Source organism: Streptomyces sp. B6B3, assembly GCF_039871525.1.
GTDB lineage: Bacteria > Actinomycetota > Actinomycetes > Streptomycetales > Streptomycetaceae > Streptomyces.
The window spans coordinates 89,588-107,377 of sequence record NZ_JBDPLU010000008.1; the positions used below are offsets into that span (position 1 = coordinate 89,588).

The following is a 17,790-nucleotide window of genomic DNA, read 5'->3' on the forward strand; positions in this document are numbered from 1 at the left end:
CACGGGCGCCAGCACGCGGCGCCGCGCGACCCCGCCCGCTCAGCGGGGGCAGGATCTGCGCCGGGTCCTGGACAGCAGCAGCGATCCGGAGGCGAGCAGCAGCACCCCCGCGACGAGGCCCACGCCCAGCAGCGGTCCCGCGGTCTGCCGCGGCGCGGCGTGCTGGGCCTCCTGCGGCGTCAGGGGCGTCAGCAGCAGCACCGCGACCGCCGCCCGGGCGTCGATCAGCCCCGCCCCCAGCCGCGGGTCCCCCGCCGGGTTGGCGGCGGTCGAGGTGATCAGCTCCCGGGCCCGCGCCGGATCCGCGCCGAGCCCGATGAGCAGCGCCGCCTCCGCGGCCACGTGCGGGGCCGCCATCGAGGTGCCGGAGGCCTGCCGGTAACCGCCGCCCGGCACCGTGGAGACGATGTCCACACCCGGTGCGGAGACCCGCCGGGGGTACTCCCAGGGCGCCCGGGCGCCCTGGGGCGAGTGTGCGGGCGCGGTGTGGCGGAGCGCGGGACGCCCGTCCGGCTCCGTCGCGCCCGCCACGATGACGGGCGCGGCCAGCCGGTACAGGCCCGCGACGTCGTCGGCCCGGTCGGCCGCCACCACGATCACCGCGTCGTCCGCGGCGCCGCGCAGCGCCCGGTCCAGTGGGCCGCCGCGGCGCAGCCCGACGCCGGCGCGGCACCGGGCGGGGTCGCCCAGGTCCAGGTTGATCACCTCGGCGCCGTTCGCCACCGCCCAGCGCACCCCCTCGGCGAGGATGGCGTTGCTGGTCGCGCCCGTCCGGTCGATCACCCGCACCGGCATGATCCGGGCGCCCGGCGCGCCGCCCGCGATGCCGAGCCCGTTGCCCTGGCTGGCCGCGATGACGCCGGCGACCCGGGTGCCGTGGCCGTTCTCGTCGTCGGGACGGTCGTCGCCGCCGACCAGGTCGATGCCGGGCACGAGCCGTCCGGCCAGATCGGGGTGGTGGGCGTCGACGCCGGAGTCCAGGACCGCGACGACCGTGCCCCGCGCGTCCGCGCCGGCCCGGCCGGCGCCGGCCAGCCCGCTGAGGTCGAGGCCGTACTGCTCGTCACGGAGCGGATCGGCGCCCGTGCCGGTGCCCGCCGCCGCGGACACCGGCGCGGCCACCGACCCGTTCACCGGTCCGAGGACGAGTACGGCGGCGGCCATCGCGACCGCCACTCCCGCGACGGTCGCCGTGCCGTCCCGTCGCCGTCGTCCCACGGCGTGTCACTGTCGCTCGCCGCGTCCGGGGCAGCGGTCCGCCTGCCTGCCCCGGGCCGCACGAGGGTGGGGAGGCGCCGTCGTGACCGGTTCCTCCGACTCCCGTCGCGTGTCCCGTTGGGTGGCCACGACCGTCTCTCCCTTCCCCGTCCGTTCCGGCCGCGCGAACCGCGCGCGGCAGGTGCGTCGCCCGGTTCGCTGGATGTGCTCGTGGTGCTCGTAGTGCTTGTGGTGCTGGTGTTTCTGGTCTTTCTCGTGGTGCTGGTTCGCTCGCCGCCGGCGGCGCAGGTGCCTTCTGCCGAGCAGCCTGCGCGAGCAGTCCGAACGCGATGTTCGGGAAATGTTCGGGCAGTGTCAGGGTTCGGGCCGGTCAGCGGCCCGACCCGGCGCGCGCCGCCGCCCGCGCGCCCCACCCGGGCTAGCATCGATACCCATGTCCGACAGCAAGGGCACCAAGGGCACACGGGGAGCCAAGGGCCTGGTCCTGGTCGTCGAGGACGAGCGGCACATCGCCGAGTTACAGCGGCTCTACCTCGCTCGCGAGGGCTTCGGCGTACAGATCGAGAGCGACGGGGAGGCGGGGCTCGCCGCCGCGCGCCAGCTCCGCCCGGTGGCGATCGTCCTGGACATCGGCCTCCCCACGATGGACGGCGACGAGATCTGCCGACGGCTGCGCGAGGAGGGGGACTGGACCCCGATCCTGCTGGTCACCGCCCGCGACGAGGAGACCGACCGGGTGCTCGGCCTGGAACTGGGCGCCGACGACTACATCACCAAGCCGTTCTCGCCGCGCGAGCTGGTGGCCCGGGTCCGCACCATCCTGCGGCGCACGTCGGGGCGTCCCGAGGAGCCGGTCCGCACCGTCGGCCGGGTCACCCTCGACGCGGCCCGCCGCACCGTTCGGGCCGACGGCCGTCCGGTGGAGCTGACCACCACCGAGTTCAACCTGCTGAACAGCCTGCTCAGCCAGCCGGGCCGGGTGTACAGCCGCGACGAGCTGCTCGCCCAGGTCTGGGGCTATCCGGACCAGCGGGGCACCCGGGTCGTCGACGTCTACATCTCGCAGCTCCGCTCGAAGCTGGGCGACGCCTGCCCGATACGCACCGTGCGCGGCGTCGGCTACAGCGTTCCGGACCCGTCGGCATGAGACCCCGCCGGCGGCGTCCGCCGCGGTGGCCGTGGCGGCGCCGGTCTCGGTGGGGTCGGCTGCGGTGGGGTCGGTCTCGGTGGGGTCGGCTGCGGGGACGCCGGCTGGGGTGGCCCGGCTGGATATCCGGCCGCGGCGGCCTGACCGGGGACATCGTCCTGCTCACCATCACCGTCGCGGCCGTCGCCGTGCTGCTCACCGGCGTGGTCGCCTGGTACATGCTGCGCACCAGCGCCGAGGCCCAGGGCCGGGAGGAACTCGCCCGTCGGGCCGAGGTGCTCAGCCGGACGCCCGCCATGTCGTCCCTGCTGCTCGACCGCGAGCAGCGGATCACCGGCTTCGACGACGTGCTGCTGGCCCTGATCACCCCGACGGGCATGACGACGGGGCCGGCGGCGCCCGCGGTGGGCGACGACACCCGGGCGACCCTGCTGGCCGGCTATCCGGTCGCCACCACCGCCACGCTGGACGGCCGGCAGGTGCTGCTGGCCGGCCACCCGGCCAGGAACGGCAGCGCCGTGGTGCTCACCCAGCCGCTCAGCACCGTGTCCCAGGCGACCGACCGGATGCGCGGCGCGTTGGCCTGGCCGCTGGGCGCGGGGCTGGCCGGCGCCGCCCTCGCCGGCGCCCTGCTGGCCCGCCGGCTGGCCCGGCCGCTGGTCACCGCGGCCCAGGTGGCGCACCGGCTGGCCGAGGGCGAACGGGGTCTGCGGCTCGCGCCGGACGGCCCGGCCGAACTCGTCGAACTGGCCGAGGCGCTCGGCGCGCTCGACACCGCCCTGGCCCGCAGCGAGAACCGGCAGCGCGAGTTCCTGCTGTCCGTCTCGCACGAGCTGCGAACCCCGCTGACCATCGTCCAGGGCTACGCCGAGGCGTTCGCGGACGGCGTCGTGCCGCCGGAGGACACCGCCGAGGTCGGCCGCACCGTGCTCGCCGAGACCCGCCGCCTCGACCGCTTCGTGCGGGAACTGCTCGACCTGGCGCGGATGGAGGCCGACGACTTCCGGCTGGAGATCCACGACGTCGACCTCGACGCGCTGGTGACCGAGGCCGGCCGCGCCTGGTCCGGGCGGTGCGCCCGGCACGGCGTCGAGTTCCGCCTGGAACGGCCGGAACACCCCGTCCCGGTGCGGACCGACGGCTTCCGCGTCCGGCAGCTCATCGACGGCCTGGCGGAGAACGCGCTCCGCGTCACCCCGGCGGGCGGGCCGCTGGTGCTGGCACTCCACGAGGAGGAGGCCCCGCCGGACCCGGCGGACGCGGGCGACACCCCCTGGGGCGGGGCCCGGCTCGAGGTCAGGGACGGCGGTCCCGGACTGACCGAGGCCGACGTGGCGGTGGCGTTCGAACGCGGCGTGCTGCGGGCCCGTTACCGCGACAGCCGACCGGGCGGCGCCGGCCTGGGCCTGGCCATCGCCCACCGCCTCGCCACCCGCCTCGGCGCCACCATCACCGCCCACGCCCACGGCCCCGAGGGCGGCGCCCGCTTCGTCGTCCTGCTGCCGCCCGGGCCCCGGCCCGGCCCCGCGGCCGGCGCCCCGCGCGCGGGCTCGTCGGCTACTCGGCCGGCGTGAGCAGGCCGTGCGCGACGCCCGCCTGGAGCGCGGCGAGGCCGCGGACCATCGGGACGGCCGTGGCCAGCAGCACCACGCCGATGCCCATGTTGAAGGCGATGTCGGCCAGCCGGGAGTCGATGCCGAACATCAGGTCCAGCAGGCCCGCGTTGTCGTCGCGGGGAATCGGCCACGACCACGTGGCGTAGAGCAGCTCCCCGAGCCCGCCGAGGGTCCAGGTCAGCGCCAGGCTGAAGGTGAGGACGCGGATCGGGAACGACGCCACCGCGTGCAGCACGTCGCGCCAGGCCTGCCCGTCCCGCAACGCCTGCCGGGTGCGGGCGAGGCCGTGCCCCTCGCGTTCGACGTAACGCGGCGCCCGCGGCGGCTGGCCGGTGACGGCCGCGAGGCGCCGGCGCTCCCAGCCGGCGAAGCCGCGCGCCGCGGCCAGCGTGCCGGCCAGCAGCGGCAGTCCCACCACGAGCACGACGGCGGACACCCCGACCGAGAGCCCGGTGACCACCACCGTGAAGGCGGCGATGCCGACCGGCAGTCCGGCCAACAGATAGCCCAGTTCGCGCCAGAACCGGCTCGCCCCACGGGGGCGTCCGGCGTGGTCGAGGCCGCCGGCGGCGGAGGCGGTGGTTGCTGCGTTCGGTGCGGTCATCGCGGTCATGAGACCACCTTCTCCCGTCCCCGCCTCCTCCGCCCAGGCGCCTGACACGCCTCCCGAGGTGGGCCTACCTACACCCTCCCGCATGGGGGGACCCTCCGAACTCATCCCCGGGCCGGTACGTGGGGATGAGCCGGAACGGGGAGGGGAACGGTGGCGGCAGGGCTGGCCGGAGGGGCGGGGGCCGTGTGATGGGAAGGCCGTTCGGTAGGGGGTGGGTGCTGCGTCGGGGGGCCGTCCTGGCCCGGATGCGGGACACCGTGCCCGCCAACGCGGAGTTCCGGCGGGTCTTTCCCGGCCTCGGGTACGGCCTGGGCCTGATGCGCGAGCCGCTGCCGTGCGGCGGCGGTCGTTGGGGCCACGGCGGCGACGTGGAGGGCACGACCGTCCGCGTCGGCGTCACCGCCGACGGCGAGCGCGGCATCGTCCTCGACGCCAGCGGCACCAGCTCCGACTGGGTGGACGTGCTGGTCGCCGAGGCCGCCGTGCGGTCCCTGATGGACGCGTACCTGTGCGCGGGCCTGGACTGACCCGGCGCCCCCGTTCGCGGAGAGCGGACCGCCGGGGGACTCCCGGCCGGGCGGGACGTTCCTAGGCTGAGGGGGTGAGCAACCACGCGCCGAAACAAGCCCGCGTCGTCCCGCTGCGCCCGGCCGCGGCTCCGCGCGTCGAACCGCGCGTCCAACCGCGCGTCGACCCCCAGGGCGACCCGCGGGCCGAGCCGGCGGCCGAGCCGCACGGCCGCCCCGGGGCCGAGCCCGGGCCGGCGACGGTCGAGCCCGCGGTTCCGGCGCGTCCCGCGGCCAGGGAGCCGCTGTGGCGGCACGTCGTCGGCGACGTGCTGCGCCGCGAACGGCTCGACCAGCGGCGCACGCTCAGGGAGGTGGCCGAGGAGGCCCGCATCTCGATGCCGTACCTCTCGGAGGTCGAACGCGGCCGCAAGGAGGCGTCGTCCGAGGTGCTCGCCGCCGCCGCGCACGCGCTCGGCCTCCGGCTCGCGGATCTGCTCGCCCTGGCCCAGCACGAGCTGACGCGGGCCGGGACGTCCGCCGGCGGCGCCGCGCGGCACGCCCGCACCCCCGGCCGCGCCGAGGCGTCCCTCAGCTCCGTCACGGAGCTGGCCGCCCGACGCGCCGGCGGGACGAGCCGCGTGGCGGCCCGCCCCGGCGAGGTCCGCCTGGCCGCGTGACGAACGCCTGACGGACCCCGACACACCCCGACGAACGCCTGACGCCCCCCGACGTCAGGAGGGCAGGGCGCGCTTGCTCAACACCTGGTCCGCGAGCCCGTACTCCACCGCCTCCCGCGCGGTGAAGACCCGGTCCCGGTCGGTGTCCGAGCGGAGCTTCGCGATGTCGTGCCCGGTGTGCCGGGCCAGCACCTCCTCCACCTGCTCGCGGATCCGCAGCATCTCCTTGGCCTGGAGGCTGAGATCGGACACCGTCCCCCGTTGCACCCCGCTCACCGGCTGCCCGAGCAGCACCCGCGCGTGCTCCAGCACCACCCGCCGCCCCGGGTCGCCCCCGGCCAGCAGCACCGCCGCGGTCGACGCCGCCTGCCCGACGCAGACCGTCGAGATGGGCGAGGTCACGAAGGTCATCGTGTCGTAGATGGCCATCAGCGAGGTGTACGAGCCGCCGGGCGAGTTGATGTAGATCGAGATCTCCCGCTCCGGGCTCTCCGACTCCAGGTGGAAGAGCTGCGCGATGACGACGTTCGCCACTCCGTCGTCGATCTCGGTGCCGAGGAAGATGACCCGCTCGGACAGCAGCCGGCTGTAGATGTCGAACGCCCGCTCGCCCGACGACGTGCGCTCGACGACCGTCGGAATCGTGTACTGGCTCATGTCAGAACCCCGCTCGTCGCTGGGAGCCGGCCGGCCGGACGTCGCTGAGCGACGTGACGACGTGGTCGACCATGCCGTAGTCCTTCGCCTGTTCCGCCGTGAACCACCGGTCCCGGTCGCCGTCCCGGGAGATGGTCTCCGGCGTCTGGCCGGTGTGCTCCGCGGTGATCCGCTCCACGGACCGCTTCGTGAACTCCAGGTTCTCGGCCTGGATCGCGATGTCCGCGGTGCTGCCGCCGATGCCGGCCGACGGCTGGTGCATCATGATCTGCGCGTTCGGCAGCGCGTGGCGCTTGCCCGCGGTGCCGACGGTCAGCAGGAACTGCCCCATGCTCGCCGCGAAGCCCATGGCCAGCGTGGCGACGTCGTTGGGAATCAGCCGCATCGTGTCGTAGATGGCGAGGCCGGCCGTGACGGACCCGCCGGGGCTGTTGATGTAGAGGCTGATGTCGGTCTTCGGGTCCTCCGCCGACAGGAGGATCATCTGGGCGCAGATCCGGTTCGCGGACACCTCGTCGACCTGGGTGCCCAGGAAGACGATCCGCTGCTTCAGCAACTCCGCCGCCAGATGGTCGTCGTACCGGGTCGGAGGCGTGTCCCCCTCCGCGGCGCGTGGCTCCAGCGCGTTCCGTGCCATCGGTCGGTCCTTCCTCTCGTTCCGCCGGACTCGACCCGAGTCTCGACCCGGTGGCGCCCCCATGTCCGAGGTATCGGCCCGCAGCAGATTCGCTCCCGGCAGATCCCCCACCGCCCGCCCACCGGCCACGCCCGCCCCGCCGGCGCGGCGTGGAACCATGGGAGGAACGACGAGGAGAACGAGATGAGCACGGGCGACGGCAACACCGAGTACGGCAGGAAGAAGTTCAAGCGGTCGCGCAGCCACTTCGCCGACCGGATCACCGCGGACGGCCGGGACGGCTGGCCCGTCGAGGCGGGGCGGTACCGGCTGGTGGTCAGCCGCGCCTGCCCGTGGGCGAGCCGGGTGCTGATCTCACGGCGTCTGCTGGGCCTGGAGGCCGCCCTGCCGACGGGCGTCGTGGACCCGATCCAGGACGACCGCAGCTGGCGCTTCACCCTCGACCCGGACGGACGCGATCCGGTGCTCGGCATCCGGTACCTGAGCGAGGCGTACGACGCGCGCGAGACCGGGTATCCGGGCGGGGTGAGCGTGCCGGCGATCGTGGACGTGCCGAGCGGCCGGCTGGTCACCAACGACTTCCTGCAGATGACCCTCGACCTCGCCACCGAGTGGACGGCGCTGCACCGGCCGGGCGCGCCGGACCTCTACCCGGAGGCGCTGCGCGACGAGATCGACGAGGTCGCGGACGGCGTCTACCGCGACGTCAACAACGGGGTGTACCGCGCGGGCTTCGCCACCGAGCAGGGGGAGTACGAGACCGCGTACCGGGACGTCTTCCGCCGCCTCGACCAGCTCTCCGAGCGGCTGGCCGACCGGCGGTACCTGGTCGGCGACACCATCACGGAAGCGGACATCCGGCTGTTCACCACGCTGGTCCGGTTCGACGCCGTCTACCACAACCACTTCAAGTGCAACCGCTCGAAGATCACCGAGGATCCGGTGCTCTGGGCGTACGTCCGCGACCTCTACCAGACGCCGGGCTTCGGCGACACGGTCGACTTCGATCACATCAAGCGGCACTACTACCTGGTCCACACCGGCATCAACCCGACCGGCATCCTGCCCGCGGGCCCCGACCTCTCCGGCTGGCACACCCCGCACCACCGCGAGCAGCTGCCCGGCACCCCCTTCGGCGACGCCACCCCGCCGGGACCGCCTCCGCCCGGCGAGGAGATCCCCGCCGTCGGCCGGCCCTGACGGGCCTCCCGGCGGCGACCGGCCGCGCACGGTTCATCTTCTCTTCGCGTTCGGGAGGTTCCCCCGGCCCGGATCTCGTGGAGGATCTTCCGTGTTCGTCACACGAACACATACGGAAGGGTGGACGCCCATGTCAACGCTCAGCCGCCGCACGGTCGTTGCCGGCGCGTCCGGAGCCGGCCTCGCGCTCGCGCTGCCGCGTGCCGCGCACGCCGCCGAGCCGCACGCCGCCGAGGCCGCGCAGGCGGGCGAGGTCGGGTACGCCGCCTTCCGTCTCGTCCGGGCGTGGCCCGGCGAACCGGCCGCGCCGGAGATCAGCCTGCCCGCCGGGTACGCCTTCGTGCCGGGCGAGCAGTACCAGGTGGCCAGCCGGGCCGAGTACTACAGCTTCGTCAGCGGCCCGAGGAACGACGCCGGCGTCGAGGTCTCCGTCCGCTGGCCGGGGGTCCGGGTGCGGGCGGTCGTGCACATGGAGCGCCGGCTCGCCCTGCGGCGCGACCCGGCGGACCGGCACCGCCTCACCTTCACGCTGCCCGTCAACCAGCCGACGATCGGCGCCAACGAGCCGACGCTGCAGATCTGGAGCCACCCCGACCTGTCCGCCGGCATGTACTTCAAGCTCGACCACAACGACCCGGACCGCGCCGCCGGGCCCTGGCAGGAGGTGCCCTGGCCGGCGCACGAGGTCAGGTCGCAGCTCCACCAGCTCGTCGCCGCGCACGCCGTGCTGCTGGACTCGGGGCTGAAGGCCACGGCCGCCGCCAAGGGCCACCGCTGGTTCGTCGCCGGTTTCGAGACCAACAACGCCGTGCACGCCGACAACCCGCCGCACTGGCACGTCTCGTACAACTCGGGTGCCGACTTCTCCGCGCCCACCCACAACACGCACTTCTGGCTGGACGCGGACGCCAGGAACTTCTACAACGGCATGGACGTCACCGGCCTCGGCCGACTCCGGCACTACGTGGGCGATCCGGCGGCCGTGTACGACTTCGTCGGCGACGCGAACGGCGGCCGCGGCGAACTCGTCGTCACCCTGACCATCCGCCCGGACGGCGGCCTGGACATCGCCCCGCCCCAGGGCCCCGGGTACGCCATCGCCGCCGGCCGGGACGGGAGCCTGCTCGACGAGGTCACCGTCGAGCGCGGCGGCCGACCCTGGCTCCGCGTCACCACGGAGGACCACTACCACGTCGGCCTGCTGACCGTCCGCGTCCGCGGCCTGCTCGACCCCGCCGAGAGCCACACCCGGGTGCTCCGCTACGACCCGCTGACCGGCGTACTGGTCTGAACTGGTCCGACTGACCTGGCCGGTCGGATCGAGCCGGACCAGGTTGGCCGAACGGGAGCGGCCCCTCGCGGCGCCGCCGGCGCCATGCTCGGTCCATGAGAAGAACACCGAGAAGAACACCGAGAAGAACACCCAGGAGAAGAACGGCCGTCCGAGCGTGGTCCATCTCGGCCGCCGCCGTCGCGTGCGTGGCCGGATCCGTCGTCGCCGCCGCCCCCGCGCACGCCGACGCCGCCCTGTGCCGGACCTATCTGGTCTCCGTCGGCTACCCGGGCGAGACCAGCAACGAGCTGCGCTGGGCCTGCCAGACCGGCGAGAACAGCCCGACCCACTCCCTGTGCACCACCCCGATGGAGGCCGCCGGCGTCTCCCCCTTCCACGCCAACATCGCCTGCCATCTGGCGCACGAGCCCGCCGCGTCCGGCACCTGACCGGCAGCTGACCGGCACGTGACCGGGACCGCCCGGGCCGGCTACCTGGCCACGAACTGCGTCAGGATCCCCTGCACCTCGTAGATGTCCACGCCCTTGGTGAAGGTCTTCTCGATCGGCGTCGCGCTGCCCGATATCCAGATCTTCAACTCCGCGTCGAGGTCGAAGTGGCCCGCCGTCTCCACCGCGAAGTGCGAGATGCTGCGGTAGGGGATGGAGTGGTACTCCACCTTCCGCCCGGTGATGCCCTGCTTGTCCACCAGGATCAGCCGGCGGTCGGTGAACAGGATGGTGTCTCGGATCAGCAGGAACGCCGCGTGCACCTGCTCGCCCGCCCCCAGCAGCCGCCCGTACTCCTGCTGCGCCTGTCCCACGTCGATCGCGTGCGCGTTCCCGAACAGCGCCATGACGGTCCTCCCCTGGCTCGTCGGCCGGTCCCCGGCCGGGTCGTCATCCCCACCTGCTCCCTGCACGGTAACGCGGCGCGCCGACAGCCCGAGGCGGGCAGGGTGAAGTCTCGAACGATCGTGCCCATTTCACTGCAACGCCTTGGGCTTCTCAGGCGTCTCCTTCTGCACAACCGAGACAATCCCGAGGAGTAGCGTGCTCGCTCAGCTCAGCCGCCGCACCAAGGCGAGGGCGGCACTCGCCGTCGCCGCGGTCGCCGCGTCCGTCATAGGCGTGCTGGCGGCGTCCACCGCCAGCGCCGACCCGTCCGAACGCATCGTCGGCGGTACGGTCACCACCACCGACCGGTACCCGTACGTCATGCAGATCACCGACAGCACCCAGTGGCAGTTCTGCGGCGGCACCCTGGTGTCGCCCACGAAGATCGTCACCGCCGCCCACTGCGTCGAGGGGCTGGACCCCGCGGACATCCGCGGCGTCGGTGGCCGCACCTACCTCGACGGCAACGACGGCACCGTGCGCCGGGTGACCGACATCTGGATCCACCCGGACTGGGACGGCAGCACGTACCACTCCGACGTCGCCGTGCTGACGCTCCTCAAGGAGATGCCGTACGAGCCCCTCGACATCGTCGGGGCGGACGACGCGAGCGTCTACGCCGCCGGCACCAACGCCCGCATCCTCGGCTGGGGTACCACCCGGGAGAACGGCCCGTCCTCCAACCGCCTGCGGACCGCACTGGTCCCCACGGTCTCGAACGCCACGTGCAACGGCGCCTACCCGGTGCTGTACGAGCGCTCGGTCATGGTCTGCGCCGGCCTGCCCGAGGGCGGCAAGGACACCTGTCAGGGTGACAGCGGCGGCCCGCTCGTCATCGGCGGCCGGCTCGCCGGCATCACCTCCTGGGGCAACGGCTGCGCCCGCGAGGGCTACCCCGGCGTCTACACGCGCCTGACCACCTTCTCCGACGAGGTCACCGAGCAGATCAACTCCTGACCCGTCCCCGCACCGACACACGGCCCTCCCGGCGCTCGGCCACGAGCCCGGGAGGGCCGTCGTCGTCCGGGTCCGGGTCCGGGGCCGCCGACGCCGCTCAGGCCGCGCCGCTCAGGCCTCGGCCGCCGCCTGTTCGGGGACGGTGGGCGCGTCGCTCCTGCCGTTGCCCGCGGTGCCGGGGCGGCCGGCCGGGATGACGGACGCGATGGCCGCGGCCACGAGGGCGACGCCGCCGCCGATGATCAGGGCCGCGCGGAAGCCGTCCTCCGAGGCGAAGCTGTAGCCGCCCATGGTGACGGTCATCTCGGAGAGGACCACGCCGACGACGGCGGCGCCGACGGAGGTGCCGAGCGAGCGCATCAGGGTGTTGAAGCCGTTGGCCGCGGCGGTCTCGGAGAGCGCGACCGAGCCCATGATCAGGGCGGGCATCGCGCCGTAGGCGAGGCCCACGCCGCCGCTGGTGACCATGAGGGCCAGCATCAGGCCCCATGCGGACCCCATGAGCAGCAGCGCCAGCCCGTATCCGACGGCCAGCACCAGGACGCCGCAGACCAGCGTGTGCTTCGGGCCGCGCGCGTCGGTGAGCCGTCCGCCGAGCGGGGAGACGAACATCATGATGATGCCGCCGGGCGCCATCCACAGACCGGCCGCGAGCATCGACTGGCCCAGGCCGTAGCCGGTTTCCTCGGGGAACTGGAGCAGTTGGGGCACCACCAGCATGCTGGCGTACATGCTGAAGCCGACGAAGATCGAGGCGAGGTTGGTGAGCAGCACGCGCGGGCGGGCGGTGCTCCGCAGGTCGATCAGCGGGTGCCGGGTGCGCAGCTCCCAGAGTCCCCAGCCGAGCAGCAGCGCGACGGCGGCGACGGCCAGGCCGACGGTGGTCGCCGAGGCCCAGCCCCAGTCGCCGCCCTTGGAGACGGCGAGCAGCAGGCAGACCAGACCGGCCCCGAGCCCGAGCGCGCCGGGGGCGTCGAAGCGCTGGCCCCTGGCGCCGGCGGGCACGTCGGGTATCAGCCGCCAGAGCAGGACGGCGATCACGGCGGCGAGGCCGGCGGAGCCCCAGAACAGCACGCGCCAGTGCGCGTACTGGGCGACCGCGGCGGCGATCGGCAGGCCGAGGCCACCGCCGATGCCCATGGAGGCGCTGACCAGCGCGATGGACGAGCTGAGCCGGTCCGCCGGAACCACGTCGCGGAGCAGGGCGATGCCCAGCGGCACCATGCCCATGCCCATGCCCTGCAGGCCACGTCCGATGATCATGGGCACGACGGAGGAGGCGAGCGCGCACACCACCGAGCCCACCACGAGTGGTACGGAGCAGGCCAGGAGCATCCGGCGCTTGCCGAGCAGATCGCCGAGGCGCCCGGAGACCGGCACGCACACCGCCGCCACCAGCAGGGTGACGGTGATCACCCAGGCGGCGTTCGACGGTGTGGTGTCCAGGATCCGCGGCAGCTCCGCGATGAGCGGGGTGATCAGCGTCTGCATGATCGCGGCGGTCGTGCCGGCCAGGGCCAGGGTGGCGACCACACCGCCGGTTCCGGCCGGTGTCTTGGCCACGTGCATGCGGGACTCCTCGCGTACCGGGGGACTCCCGGGCCCCCTGGGACGTACCCGAGACCCCCGAGACCCGTAAGTCAACATCTGCTTACATGCGACGGTAGGGCAGGGTGCCGCGCGTAGTCAACAATTGTTTACATCAGGCGGGCGCGGAGGTACCGTGCGCGCCACCACAGGAGAGGACGTCCATGGCAGCACCCCGGCCCCACAGCGAGCTCACCCCCGGGACGGCCGCGGACGACGCCCCCGCGGCGGCGCCCCGGCGCCGCGCCGCGGCCCGCACCCGCGGGCTCCTCCTCGACTCGGCCCGGCGCCGTTTCGCCCACGACGGGTACGCGGCCACCACGGTGCGGGACATCGCCGACGACGCCGGCGTCAACGCCGCCCTGATCAACCGCTACTTCCAGTCCAAGGAAGGGCTGTTCGAGGCGTGCCTCGCGGCGGCCATCGAGGAACTCGGCCGCACCGCGAGCGCGGTGTCCGACCGCACCGACATCGCCGAGATCATCGTCAGGCAGACGGCCAACGCCGTCTCCGCGGAACGCCCGAGGGACGCGCTGCTCCTGCTGCTGCGCGCCTCGGGTGACGAGCGCACCGAGCGGATGCGCACCGACCTGCTCCGCACGGTGAGCGAGCGGCTCGCCGGGACGGCGGGGTGGCGCCCCGAGGACCCCGCCGGCGACGGGCTGCTGCTGCGCGCCCAGCTCATCCTGGCCGCCACCTTCGGCCTGACGGTGCTTCGCGCCTCGCCGGGCCTCGAACCCCTCACCTCGGCCACCGAGGAGGACCTCCACCAGCCGCTGCGCGATCTGGTGGACGCCCTGCTCGCCCGCCGGTGATCCGCCGGTGATCCGCCGGTGCCCCGGCGCAACCCGACCCCGATGTCGCGGTGAATTCCCGTGAAACGGGATATGACCGTCAGCACGGCAGGTGCGGTGATGACCGCGCGTCAGCTCGGAGCCGGCCGAGCCCGCGCTCCCGCCCTGACCATCACCCCCGACGGTGCCGTCACCCTGGCGTTGACCGGCCTGCCGACGGCCCACTCCGCGGCCGGCGCCCCCTACCACCTGGAGATCCACCGCGGCACGCCAGGCGCCGCCGCGGAACAGCGGGCCACCGTGCCGGTGCTCACCCCCGACCTCGTCTGGACGGACCGGGCCCCGGTCCCCCGGACGCGCACTACGACGGCACCGTGACCGACCCCTCGGCCGCCGCGGCCCCGCCACGCGCGCCTAACCCGGATCGGGACCCCTCCCCGGCGGATGGCGTTACAACACTGTCAGACGGCACTGACAGCCAGTCACCAGCACCAGAAGCGAGGGGTCGAGAGATGGGTCGAGAGATGAAGTCCACCAGACGGGTGTCGCGCGTGCTCACCGTGGCCACCACCGGAGCCGTGCTCGCGTTCGGCATGACGGCGAACGCGGCGGGCACGGCGAGCGCGGCCGAGGCCAAGGCCCCCACCCCGGGCTTCCGGGCGTGCTACGACCTGAACTGCAACAAGCGGATCGAGGAGGGCCGGTCGTTCAACGCCAACGGCGACCACGGCATCACCAAGGTCCGCATCACCCGGGTGAACAAGAACGGCATCACCGTCCGGGTCAGCGGCCCCAACATGTCCGGAGAGTGCGTGGGCTCGCCGCACGTCTCCTGCGAGATCAACGGACTCGACATCACCAGCTCGCAGCGCAGGGGCGACACCGCCGTGTTCAGCTTCTGGCCGTGAGCCGGAGCCACCCGAACGGCCTACGCCGCGGCGCACGCGTCCGGCCGGGTCCGGAGTCCGCGCGGCGCACCCGCCGGGCGCTCCGCGCGGCCCGGCCGTCGGCGTGACCGCCGCGGTCGGTCGAGCAGTCGGGTGCGCGGGGCCGGGTGCGGGGGGTGCAGCGCGGCGGGATGCTGGAGCGACGAGGCGTGGCAGCCGATGCGCGCCCTGAGCACCGCGTGAGGGCACGGCAGGAACGAGGGCGAGGCGACCCCCATGGACAACGAGCCCGTCGCCACCGGTGGAGCGCGGAGCGCTCCGGCACCGGAGGACTTCGCGGTCGTCACGGACGCCGACGGGAACGTCATGCTGTGGAGCGCCGGGGCCCGGAGCCTGCTCGGATACCGGCCCGAGGAGATCGTGGGCCGGTCCGCCGCCGGCCTGCTCGCCCTGGAACTGCCCGCCGCCGCGCAGCGCCGGATGGCGGCCGGGGAGCCGTGGACCAGCGCCGTGGGGCTGCGGCACCGGGAGGGCTACCGGGTCACCGCCCAGGTCCGTGGCACGCCCCTGGTGGAGGCGTCAGGGGGACGCCGCTGGCTGTTCACGCACGCGCCGGAGACGTTCCCCTCCGGGCCGACGGACCTGGGGGAGGCGGAGCTGTGGGACCGGGCTCTCGCGCAGCTGCCGCTGCCCGTGGCCATCTACGACCGCGACGCGCGGTTCGTGACCTGCAACCAGACGATGAGCCAGGCCATGGGCCTGGCGCCGGAGGAAATGCGGGGCCGGACGCTGTGGGAGATCCAGCCCACCCCGCCGTTCGACGAGCTGGACGCGCTGCAGCGGCAGGTGCTGCTCACCGGTGAGACGGTCTACAGCGAGGAGAAGCCCGCCCGAGCTCCGGGGGAGACCCGCGACCACGCCTGGTCGGCGTTCATCTCCCCGCTGAAGGACGAGGCCGGCGGCGTGCACGGGCTGTCGGCGCTGGTGGTCGACACCACCGACCAGTTCTGGGCGCGCCGCCGGCTGGCGGTGCTCAACGACGCCAGCGTCCGCATCGGCAGCGCTCTGGACGTGACCAGGACCGCGGAGGAGCTGGCCGAGGTGGCGGTCTCGGGCTTCGCCGACTTCGTCACCGTCGACCTGATGGAGTCCGTCGTCCTGGGCGACGAGCCGGAGCCGTTGACGCCCACCGCGCCGGTCGTCCACCGTCGCGCCGCGCAGCGTTCGGTGCTTCCCGGCTGCCCGGAGTCGGTGGTGCCGCAGGGCGGAATGGACGTCTATCCGCCCGGTTCCCCGCCGTCCCAGGCGCTGCTCACGGGCCAGGCGACACGGCACCGGGTGAGCGACGAGCCGATGCGGGAGTGGCTGCGGACCTCCCCGGCCCGCGCCGAGAGCGTGCGGCGGCACGGGGTGCACTCGGTGATGCTGGTGCCGGTGCGGGCCCGGGGGGTCACCCTCGGCCTGGTGCACTTCGTGCGGCACCGCACGCCCGAGACGTTCGGCGCCGACGATCTGGTGCTGGCCCAGGAGATCGTCGCCCGGGCGGCGGTGAGCGTCGACAACGCCCGCCGCTACACGGGTGAACGGCGGACCGCGCTGGCCCTCCAGCGCAGCCTGCTGCCCGGGCGCCTGCCGGGGGTGGCGGCGGTGGACCTGGCGTACCGGTACCTGCCGGCCGGTTCCGGGACCGGCGTCGGCGGCGACTGGTTCGACGTCATCCCGCTGTCCGGCGGACGCGTCGCGCTGGTGGTGGGCGACGTGGTGGGGCACGGCGTCCGCGCCTCGGCCACCATGGGCCGGCTGCGCACCGCGGTGCGCACCCTGGCCGACGTCGACCTCGCCCCCGACGAACTGCTCACCCAGCTCGACGACCTCGTCATCCGGCTCGACCGGGACGAGGGCCCGGACACCGGTGGCCGGATCGTCGAGGCCTCGGGGGAGGTGGGGGCCACCTGCCTGTACGCCGTCTACGACCCGGTGTCGGGCCGCTGCGCCCTGTCCCGGGCCGGACATCCGCCGCCCGCCCTGGTGACCCCCGACGGCGGCGTGCAGTTCCTGGACCTGCCGGCCGGGCCGCCGCTCGGCCTGGGCGGCCTGCCCTTCGAGACCGTCGAGATCGGCCTCGGCGAGGGCAGTCTGCTGGCCCTCTACACCGACGGCCTGATCGAGGCCCCGGGACGGGACATCGACGTCGGACTCGACCGACTGCGGAACGCGCTGCTCGATCCGGCGGCCAGCCTGGAGGAGAGCTGCGACCGGGTGCTGCGCCGGGTGCCGAACGATCCCCCGACCGACGACATCGTCCTGATCCTGGCGCGCACCTCCGTGCTCGGCTCAGGCGAGGTGTCCACCTGGCCGGTCGCGGCCGAACCCGAGGCGGTCTCGGGCGCCCGCCAGGCGGCGAGCGAACAGGTGGTGGGGTGGGGACTGGAGGACCTGCTCTTCCCCACCGAGCTGATCGTCAGCGAACTCGTCACCAACGCCATCCGTTTCGGCACCCCGCCCGTCCAGCTCCGGCTGATCCGCGGCGACGCGCTCATCTGCGAGGTGTCGGACGGCAGCAGCGCCGCACCGCACATGCGGCGGGCGCGCACCTTCGACGAGGGCGGCCGCGGCCTGCTGCTCGTCGCCCAGGTCGCCGAACGCTGGGGCAGCCGCCAGATCCCCACCGGCAAAACCATCTGGGCCGAACAGCCCCTGCCGCGCTGAGCGCTGCCGCGCTGGGGCCGCGTGCTGCCGCGCTGGGCCCTCCCGCGTTGAGCTCTCCCGCGTTGGGTCCTGCTCCCTGAGCCATCCCGCGCTGGGCCCTCCCGCGCTGGGCCCTCCCGCGCTGGGCCCTCCCGCGCTGGGCCATCCCGCGCTGGGCCATCCCGCGCTGGGCCATCCCGCGCTGGGCCATCCCGCGTTGAGCTCTCCCGCGTTGAGTCCTGCCGCGTTGAGCTCTCCCGCGTTGAGTCCTGCCGCGTTGGGTCCTGTCGCGCTGGGCCCTGCCGCGCCGAGCCTCCTGTGCTGAGCCCGGGAGCGCCGCGGCGCCCGGCGTCGCGCTCCCCGAGCCGGCCGGCGCCGCGGGCGCGGCCGGCCTCGGGCCCGACGGCGACGCGCTTGTCCCCCCGTCCGGCAAG

General features: G+C 74.3%; 18 protein-coding genes. 12 read left to right on the forward strand and 6 right to left on the reverse strand.

What is annotated here, in order from left to right:
* Positions 1 to 39: 39 nt before the first annotated feature.
* Positions 40 to 1,218: a S8 family serine peptidase gene (locus ABGB06_RS18265; RefSeq protein ID WP_347590596.1), complete on the reverse strand. Its 1,179-nt coding sequence runs from the start codon at positions 1,216 to 1,218 to the stop codon at positions 40 to 42.
* 433 nt (positions 1,219 to 1,651) lie between these two features.
* On the opposite strand from ABGB06_RS18265, the gene ABGB06_RS18270 reads away from it, so the two are divergent.
* Both ABGB06_RS18270 and ABGB06_RS18275 read left to right on the forward strand, forming a co-directional pair.
* Positions 1,652 to 2,365 (forward strand): response regulator transcription factor, encoded by a 714-nt coding sequence (locus ABGB06_RS18270; protein WP_347590598.1) that lies wholly within the window; start codon positions 1,652 to 1,654, stop codon positions 2,363 to 2,365.
* Entirely contained in the window at positions 2,362 to 3,939 is a 1,578-nt protein-coding gene (locus ABGB06_RS18275; RefSeq protein ID WP_347590600.1) for a HAMP domain-containing sensor histidine kinase, read from the forward strand. The genes ABGB06_RS18270 and ABGB06_RS18275 overlap by 4 nt, the downstream gene beginning before the upstream one ends.
* Here the strand turns inward: ABGB06_RS18275 and ABGB06_RS18280 are convergent.
* Positions 3,923 to 4,594 carry a sensor domain-containing protein gene (locus ABGB06_RS18280; protein WP_347590602.1) on the reverse strand — a complete coding sequence of 224 codons (672 nt, stop codon included), beginning with the start codon at positions 4,592 to 4,594 and terminating at the stop codon, positions 3,923 to 3,925. The two genes, ABGB06_RS18275 and ABGB06_RS18280, sit on opposite strands and share 17 nt — an antisense overlap.
* Before the next feature lie 215 nt (positions 4,595 to 4,809).
* Between ABGB06_RS18280 and ABGB06_RS18285 the strand changes: the two genes are divergently transcribed.
* Positions 4,810 to 5,121, forward strand: a complete 312-nt coding sequence (locus tag ABGB06_RS18285) for a hypothetical protein (RefSeq protein WP_347590604.1) — start codon at positions 4,810 to 4,812, stop codon at positions 5,119 to 5,121.
* A 74-nt stretch (positions 5,122 to 5,195) separates the two neighbouring features.
* On the forward strand, positions 5,196 to 5,780 hold the full coding sequence (locus tag ABGB06_RS18290; protein ID WP_347590606.1) for a helix-turn-helix domain-containing protein: 585 nt from the start codon (positions 5,196 to 5,198) through the stop codon (positions 5,778 to 5,780).
* A gap of 54 nt (positions 5,781 to 5,834) precedes the next feature.
* Here ABGB06_RS18290 and ABGB06_RS18295 read toward each other — a convergent pair whose 3' ends face one another.
* Together ABGB06_RS18295 and ABGB06_RS18300 are read right to left on the reverse strand one after the other, a co-directional pair.
* Positions 5,835 to 6,437: an ATP-dependent Clp protease proteolytic subunit gene (locus ABGB06_RS18295; RefSeq protein WP_347590608.1), complete on the reverse strand. Its 603-nt coding sequence runs from the start codon at positions 6,435 to 6,437 to the stop codon at positions 5,835 to 5,837.
* 1 nt (position 6,438) lies between these two features.
* The gene (locus tag ABGB06_RS18300; RefSeq protein ID WP_347590610.1) at positions 6,439 to 7,074 is read right to left on the reverse strand and encodes an ATP-dependent Clp protease proteolytic subunit; all 636 of its coding nucleotides are present in this window, start codon (positions 7,072 to 7,074) and stop codon (positions 6,439 to 6,441) included.
* 183 nt (positions 7,075 to 7,257) lie between these two features.
* On the opposite strand from ABGB06_RS18300, the gene ABGB06_RS18305 reads away from it, so the two are divergent.
* The 3 genes from ABGB06_RS18305 (at position 7,258) to ABGB06_RS18315 (ending at position 9,996) form a co-directional block, all read left to right on the forward strand.
* The gene (locus tag ABGB06_RS18305) at positions 7,258 to 8,274 is read left to right on the forward strand and encodes a glutathione S-transferase C-terminal domain-containing protein (protein ID WP_347590612.1); all 1,017 of its coding nucleotides are present in this window, start codon (positions 7,258 to 7,260) and stop codon (positions 8,272 to 8,274) included.
* Between the two features lie 130 nt (positions 8,275 to 8,404).
* Positions 8,405 to 9,565 (forward strand): hypothetical protein, encoded by a 1,161-nt coding sequence (locus tag ABGB06_RS18310; RefSeq protein ID WP_347590614.1) that lies wholly within the window; start codon positions 8,405 to 8,407, stop codon positions 9,563 to 9,565.
* A gap of 188 nt (positions 9,566 to 9,753) precedes the next feature.
* The gene (locus ABGB06_RS18315; RefSeq protein ID WP_347590616.1) at positions 9,754 to 9,996 is read left to right on the forward strand and encodes a hypothetical protein; all 243 of its coding nucleotides are present in this window, start codon (positions 9,754 to 9,756) and stop codon (positions 9,994 to 9,996) included.
* A gap of 41 nt (positions 9,997 to 10,037) precedes the next feature.
* Here the strand turns inward: ABGB06_RS18315 and ABGB06_RS18320 are convergent, their stop codons facing one another.
* Positions 10,038 to 10,403 (reverse strand): PH domain-containing protein, encoded by a 366-nt coding sequence (locus ABGB06_RS18320; protein WP_347590618.1) that lies wholly within the window; start codon positions 10,401 to 10,403, stop codon positions 10,038 to 10,040.
* A 196-nt stretch (positions 10,404 to 10,599) separates the two neighbouring features.
* On the opposite strand from ABGB06_RS18320, the gene ABGB06_RS18325 reads away from it, so the two are divergent.
* Positions 10,600 to 11,400, forward strand: coding sequence for a serine protease (locus ABGB06_RS18325; protein ID WP_347590620.1), 801 nt, complete (start codon positions 10,600 to 10,602; stop codon positions 11,398 to 11,400).
* Positions 11,401 to 11,511: 111 nt separating this feature from the next.
* Here ABGB06_RS18325 and ABGB06_RS18330 read toward each other — a convergent pair whose 3' ends face one another.
* Positions 11,512 to 12,969, reverse strand: a complete 1,458-nt coding sequence (locus ABGB06_RS18330) for an MFS transporter (RefSeq protein WP_347590622.1) — start codon at positions 12,967 to 12,969, stop codon at positions 11,512 to 11,514.
* A 182-nt stretch (positions 12,970 to 13,151) separates the two neighbouring features.
* Here ABGB06_RS18330 and ABGB06_RS18335 point away from each other — a divergent pair, with 182 nt between their 5' ends.
* From ABGB06_RS18335 to ABGB06_RS18350, 4 genes are all read left to right on the forward strand, one after another.
* Positions 13,152 to 13,802, forward strand: a complete 651-nt coding sequence (locus tag ABGB06_RS18335; protein ID WP_347590624.1) for a TetR family transcriptional regulator — start codon at positions 13,152 to 13,154, stop codon at positions 13,800 to 13,802.
* Between the two features lie 99 nt (positions 13,803 to 13,901).
* The gene (locus ABGB06_RS18340) at positions 13,902 to 14,159 is read left to right on the forward strand and encodes a hypothetical protein (protein ID WP_347590626.1); all 258 of its coding nucleotides are present in this window, start codon (positions 13,902 to 13,904) and stop codon (positions 14,157 to 14,159) included.
* Positions 14,160 to 14,305: 146 nt separating this feature from the next.
* Positions 14,306 to 14,689, forward strand: a complete 384-nt coding sequence (locus tag ABGB06_RS18345; protein ID WP_347590628.1) for a hypothetical protein — start codon at positions 14,306 to 14,308, stop codon at positions 14,687 to 14,689.
* A 255-nt stretch (positions 14,690 to 14,944) separates the two neighbouring features.
* Positions 14,945 to 17,377 (forward strand): SpoIIE family protein phosphatase, encoded by a 2,433-nt coding sequence (locus tag ABGB06_RS18350; protein WP_347590630.1) that lies wholly within the window; start codon positions 14,945 to 14,947, stop codon positions 17,375 to 17,377.
* Positions 17,378 to 17,790 lie beyond the last annotated feature (413 nt).